This window comes from Vibrio sp. V43_P6S15P86 (assembly GCF_009904725.1).
Taxonomy (GTDB): Bacteria; Pseudomonadota; Gammaproteobacteria; order Enterobacterales; family Vibrionaceae; genus Vibrio; species Vibrio diabolicus.
The window spans coordinates 1-5,046 of the sequence record NZ_WXWT01000475.1; the positions used below are offsets into that span (position 1 = coordinate 1).

Annotated in this window: 4 protein-coding genes; 2 read left to right on the forward strand and 2 right to left on the reverse strand. The window is 44.0% G+C overall.

Annotated elements, in window-relative coordinates; genetic code table 11:
* Positions 1 to 282: 282 nt before the first annotated feature.
* Together CAG69_RS21300 and yaaA are read left to right on the forward strand one after the other, a co-directional pair.
* A complete protein-coding gene (locus tag CAG69_RS21300; protein WP_005396293.1) occupies positions 283 to 1,716 on the forward strand; it encodes an alanine/glycine:cation symporter family protein in 1,434 nt (477 codons plus the stop codon).
* Positions 1,717 to 1,827: 111 nt separating this feature from the next.
* Positions 1,828 to 2,604, forward strand: a complete 777-nt coding sequence (gene yaaA, locus CAG69_RS21305; protein WP_161446127.1) for a peroxide stress protein YaaA — start codon at positions 1,828 to 1,830, stop codon at positions 2,602 to 2,604.
* Positions 2,605 to 2,713: 109 nt separating this feature from the next.
* On the opposite strand, the gene srmB is transcribed toward yaaA, so the two are convergent.
* Together srmB and CAG69_RS21315 are read right to left on the reverse strand one after the other, a co-directional pair.
* Positions 2,714 to 3,937: an ATP-dependent RNA helicase SrmB gene (srmB, locus tag CAG69_RS21310; protein ID WP_161446129.1), complete on the reverse strand. Its 1,224-nt coding sequence runs from the start codon at positions 3,935 to 3,937 to the stop codon at positions 2,714 to 2,716.
* 107 nt (positions 3,938 to 4,044) lie between these two features.
* On the reverse strand, positions 4,045 to 4,764 hold the full coding sequence (locus tag CAG69_RS21315; RefSeq protein ID WP_161446131.1) for a tRNA1(Val) (adenine(37)-N6)-methyltransferase: 720 nt from the start codon (positions 4,762 to 4,764) through the stop codon (positions 4,045 to 4,047).
* Positions 4,765 to 5,046: the final 282 nt, after the last annotated feature.

A 5,046-nucleotide genomic window follows, 5' to 3' on the forward strand; every position in this document is an offset into this window, starting at 1 on the left:
TTATAGGTGTTAAGTCTTCCATTTATGTTATTTTTTGGTGACTTTATAGTGAAAAATAACAATGTTATTGGCATAATTGCATATTGATTTTTGCGCTCCTAGGTTGCATTATCCGCCCGTCAAAAAATACGCTGGTACGTAAAATGGATGCATGAAGCGACGTTTACGATTCTAGATTGCCCATAAACATTACTTAAAAAGCTAAGCACACTTTGACACTTAGCAGGCAATTTGGTGGATGGCTTGGACGCATAGACCGGCGCAACTCACTTTGAGGTACACATGACAGACTTAATCAATTTGATGAACGATCTCCTTTGGGGTTCGATTCTGGTTTATCTTCTTGTTGGTGTTGGTATTTACTTCACCGTTCGATTAGGGTTCATTCAGTTCCGCCATTTCGGCCACATGTTCTCTGTTCTTAAGAACAGTCGTAAAGCAGACAAAGCTGGTATTTCTTCTTTCCAAGCGCTTTGTACTAGTCTTGCTGCACGTGTTGGTACAGGTAACATGGCGGGCGTTGCAGTTGCATTGACTGCAGGTGGTCCTGGCGCGATCTTCTGGATGTGGCTGATCGCAATGCTTGGTATGGCGACGTCGTTTGCAGAGAGTACTCTGGCGCAGCTATACAAAACCAAAGATGATGATGGCAACTACCGTGGTGGTCCTGCCTACTACATGGAAAAAGGCCTGGGCATGCGTTGGATGGGCGTATTGTTCTCAGTTTTCCTAATCATCGCTTTTGGTTTGGTATTCAACGCCGTACAAGCTAACTCAATTGCAAATGCAATGAGCACCGCATTTGGTTGGAGTGACCTGTACGTTGGTATCGCGGTTGTAGTACTGTCTGCGATTGTAATTTTCGGTGGTATCAAGCGTATCGCAAAAGTCGCAGAGATGATCGTTCCGATCATGGCGCTGCTTTACTTGGCTCTAGCACTGTTCATCATGTTCTCTAATCTAGAGAAGCTACCTGATGTATTAATGCTTATCTTTAAGAGTGCATTTGGTCTGCAAGAAGCGGCGGCTGGTGGTCTTGGCTACGCGATTGCACAGGCAATGATTAACGGTATTAAACGCGGTCTATTCTCGAACGAAGCGGGTATGGGTTCTGCGCCAAACGCGGCGGCTTCAGCAACGCCTTACCCACCACACCCAGCATCTCAAGGTTATGTTCAGATGCTAGGTGTATTTATGGATACGATCGTTATCTGTTCAGCGACAGTGGCTATCATCCTGATGTCAGGTGAGTATGTCGGTCAAGCAACAGAAGTGACGGGTATCGAGCTAACTCAGCGTGCATTGAGCTCGCAAGTCGGTGATTGGGGGGGCATCTTTGTTGCCGTGGCAATCTTCTTCTTTGCATTTACATCAATCATCGCGAACTACTCGTACGCAGAAACGAACCTAATCTTCCTAGAGCACAACCACAAGGCGGGTCTAAGCATTTTCCGCGTTGTTGTTCTTGGTATGGTGATGTTTGGTGCACTTGCTTCGCTCCCAGTGGTATGGTCTCTTGCTGATGTTTCGATGGGGCTGATGGCGATAGTCAACTTGGTGGCAATCATCTTGCTATCTGGCATCGTGATTAAGCTAGCAAAAGATTACAACCGCCAACTTGGTGAAGGTAAAGTACCAACGTTTGATGCGAATGACTTCCCTGAGCTGAAATCTCAGCTTGAAGAAGGTATTTGGTACAACGATAAAAAAGACTAAGTGAGCTATCACTCATAGTTGAAAGCTATTAGTACGATGTAAAAAGCCATGCAGACAATGCATGGCTTTTTTTGTACCCTATTAAAAAACAGAATTAGAGAAGGGAAAGTCATGCTTATCGTAGTTTCTCCAGCGAAGACTCTTGATTACGAGTCTCCGTTAGCGACAGAAAAATTTACTCAACCTGAGTTGGTCGAATACTCAAAAGAGCTTATCGATGTTTGCCGCAAACTGACTCCTGCTGATGTTGCCTCTTTAATGAAAGTGAGCGACAAGATTGCCGATTTGAATGTTGGGCGATTTCAAGAGTGGAGTGAAACGTTTACCACGAAAAACTCACGACAAGCCATTCTTGCATTTAAAGGTGACGTTTACACAGGGCTAGACGCCGAAAGTTTATCTGAAGCGGACTTCGAATATGCTCAAGGTCATCTGCGTATGCTATCGGGTCTTTATGGTTTACTAAAACCACTTGATTTGATGCAGCCATACCGTCTTGAAATGGGTACCAAGCTTGCAAACGACAAAGGTACGAACTTGTACCAGTTTTGGGGCAATGTTATTACGGACAAGCTTAACGAAGCGATTTCTGCTCAAGGTGATAATGTCCTTATCAACCTTGCATCAAATGAATACTTTAAAGCGGTGAAGCCAAAGAACTTAGATGCGCAAGTGATCACGCCAGTATTCAAAGATTGTAAGAATGGCCAATACAAGGTCATCAGCTTCTACGCGAAGAAAGCGCGCGGCATGATGGCGCGTTACATCATCGAAAACCGTATTGAGAGCGTGGCAGATCTGACTAAGTTTGATACGGCGGGTTACTACTTTGTTGAAGATGAATCGACACCAACAGAGTTAGTATTTAAACGCGAAGAGCAAAACTAAAACTGATTGAGACGTAGTCTACGTTAATCTCAATAAACACAAACGAAAAAGGGTTGGCAGTGCCAACCCTTTGTTATGTTTTAGCTTGGGCTATTTCGCCCTAACAAAATTATTTCTTCTTAGCGGTTTTCTTTTTCGCTGGTTTCTTCTTGTATTCTTTTTTCTTTTTCTTCTTAAACACAGGTTTTTTGTGTTTTGGACGCATCTCTTTCACGAAACGCTCTTTGATGTCTTCTTTCACGTAACGTGCAACGCGATCCATCATTGGTTGGTCGTGTGCTTCTACGATAGAGATAGCATTACCTTTCTTACCCGCACGAGCCGTACGGCCAATACGGTGAAGGTAAACATCAGCCGTGCGTGGCATGTCGTAGTTAATAACGTGTGACACATCCGGAAGATCGATACCGCGTGCGGCGACGTCCGTTGCGAGCAGCACGTTTACAGTACCATCGCGGAAGCGAGAAATCGCATTGTTACGACGATCTTGAGGCATTTCACCTTGAATCCAAGAACATGGAATCTGTGCACTTTCAAGCTGCGCTCGTAGCTCTGCCAAACGCTCACGTGTCTTCAAGAAGACAATGGTGCGTTCTGCTTGCTGAGTAATAATGTGTTTTAGTAATTCAAGCTTGTGTTCTGCATCATCAGCACGGTGGTACCACTGAGCAATCTTCTTACGTTCACGCAGTGGCGATTTTGCATCAATCTCTGCTGGGTCATTCAACAGATCAGCGGTAAAGCCTTCTACGCCTTTACCCTCTAAAGTTGCTGAGAACAGAAGGGTTTGTTTACGCCAGCGGCACTCGTTAGATAGACGATCAACAGTAGGAGCAAAACCCATGTCTAGCATACGGTCTGCTTCATCCAGAATTAACCATTCAATCGCACGGCAATCAAAACGCTCTGCATCAATGTATTCTTTTAAACGGCCAGGCGTTGCAACCACAATGTCTTGTGTTGTCGCAAGGATATCGGCGTGCTCTTGGTATTGAACACCACCTGTGATGGTGAAAATGTTCAGTTTAGTGTTTTTTGCCAAAGCTCGTGCTTGATCAGCGATTTGCATCGCCAATTCGCGCGTCGGCGTTAGGATCAAAATACGCGCAGGTCCAGGCTTGCGACGAGGGAAGTCTTGCAAGTATTGCAATGCTGGCAGAACGAAGGCTGCCGTTTTACCAGTACCTGTTGGCGCTGACGCTAGAATGTCACGACCATCCAACGCTTGTGGAATCGCTTCTGCCTGAATTTTTGTTGGGCGTTCATAACCCATCTCTTCAATGGCTTCAAGTAGGTTTTGGTCTAGATCAAGTTCAGCAAAGGTTCTGATCACAATGAGTTCTCCACAAGCAAAGCTTGGTTAATGGTTCGCCACAACAGCATAGAATACAAAAAGGTCGCACATTATAAAGTGATTGGTGATAAGGATCACATGTTATTTCACATCTTAAGATAAAACTCGCGGGTTAATTGGACGAAATCGTCACTATAACCGTCATGCGAATGAATTATTAAATGTGATTCTTGAGTATCGCAAGGCTGCTTCGCCAGTTCAAATAACAGTCGATGTACCAGTTTCTTTTCTGATGGCTGTACACGACAGACTCGCGATAGATGCCAACCTTGGTGTAATGCTAGTTCAATAAACCGTTCGCCTTCGGTGATTGGTAACACAAAATTAGCTTTCCCTTGTTCATCAAGCAACTGATAGCAACGTTGTAGCAATGCGTTGTGGCGTAGCGTATCAGTGTGCCTCGCGGTTGCACGTTGACTGTGTTTCGATTGCTCGCCGCTGTTGAAGTAGGGCGGATTACAAATGATGCGTTGGAATGGATGCGTCGGCGTAAAGTCTAGTATGTCGGAATGATACACACTCACACGAGCTGACCAAGGCGACTGAACCACATTTTTTTGCGCAGCTTCAATGGCTGTTAATTCAATATCGACCGCGGTTATTTGAGCTTCTGTAAAGCGTTGGGCACACATCAGGGCAAGCAACCCGGTGCCAGTGCCAATATCGAGAATTTGAGCGTTGTTCGGGCTTTGAATCCAAGCACCAAGCATGACCCCATCAGTGCTGACGGGCATACCACTCTCGCCGCCCTCAATACAAAATTGCTTAAAATTGAAGCCTTTAGTTTTCAGTTTTTTGCTCTTCATGATTGTTTTATGTTTGCTCAATAATTAAGTGAATTTCTCTATTGTTTCTTAATTGTATAGATTGTTGTTTTGTTGGTTATTAAATTGTATTGTTAATTGATCGAGATAAAGAACTGGTCTGTTATTTAGATCTGGTTATATCCACTGCTTTTAAGTTTGAAAACTAAATTAATATGGTGTTTTTTTCTTAAAGGTTGCCAAATGATGAGTCTTTCGTCATTATGCGGCGAAAATTTTATAGATTGAACCACGTATACTTATTGACTTTAGGTATACAAAAAG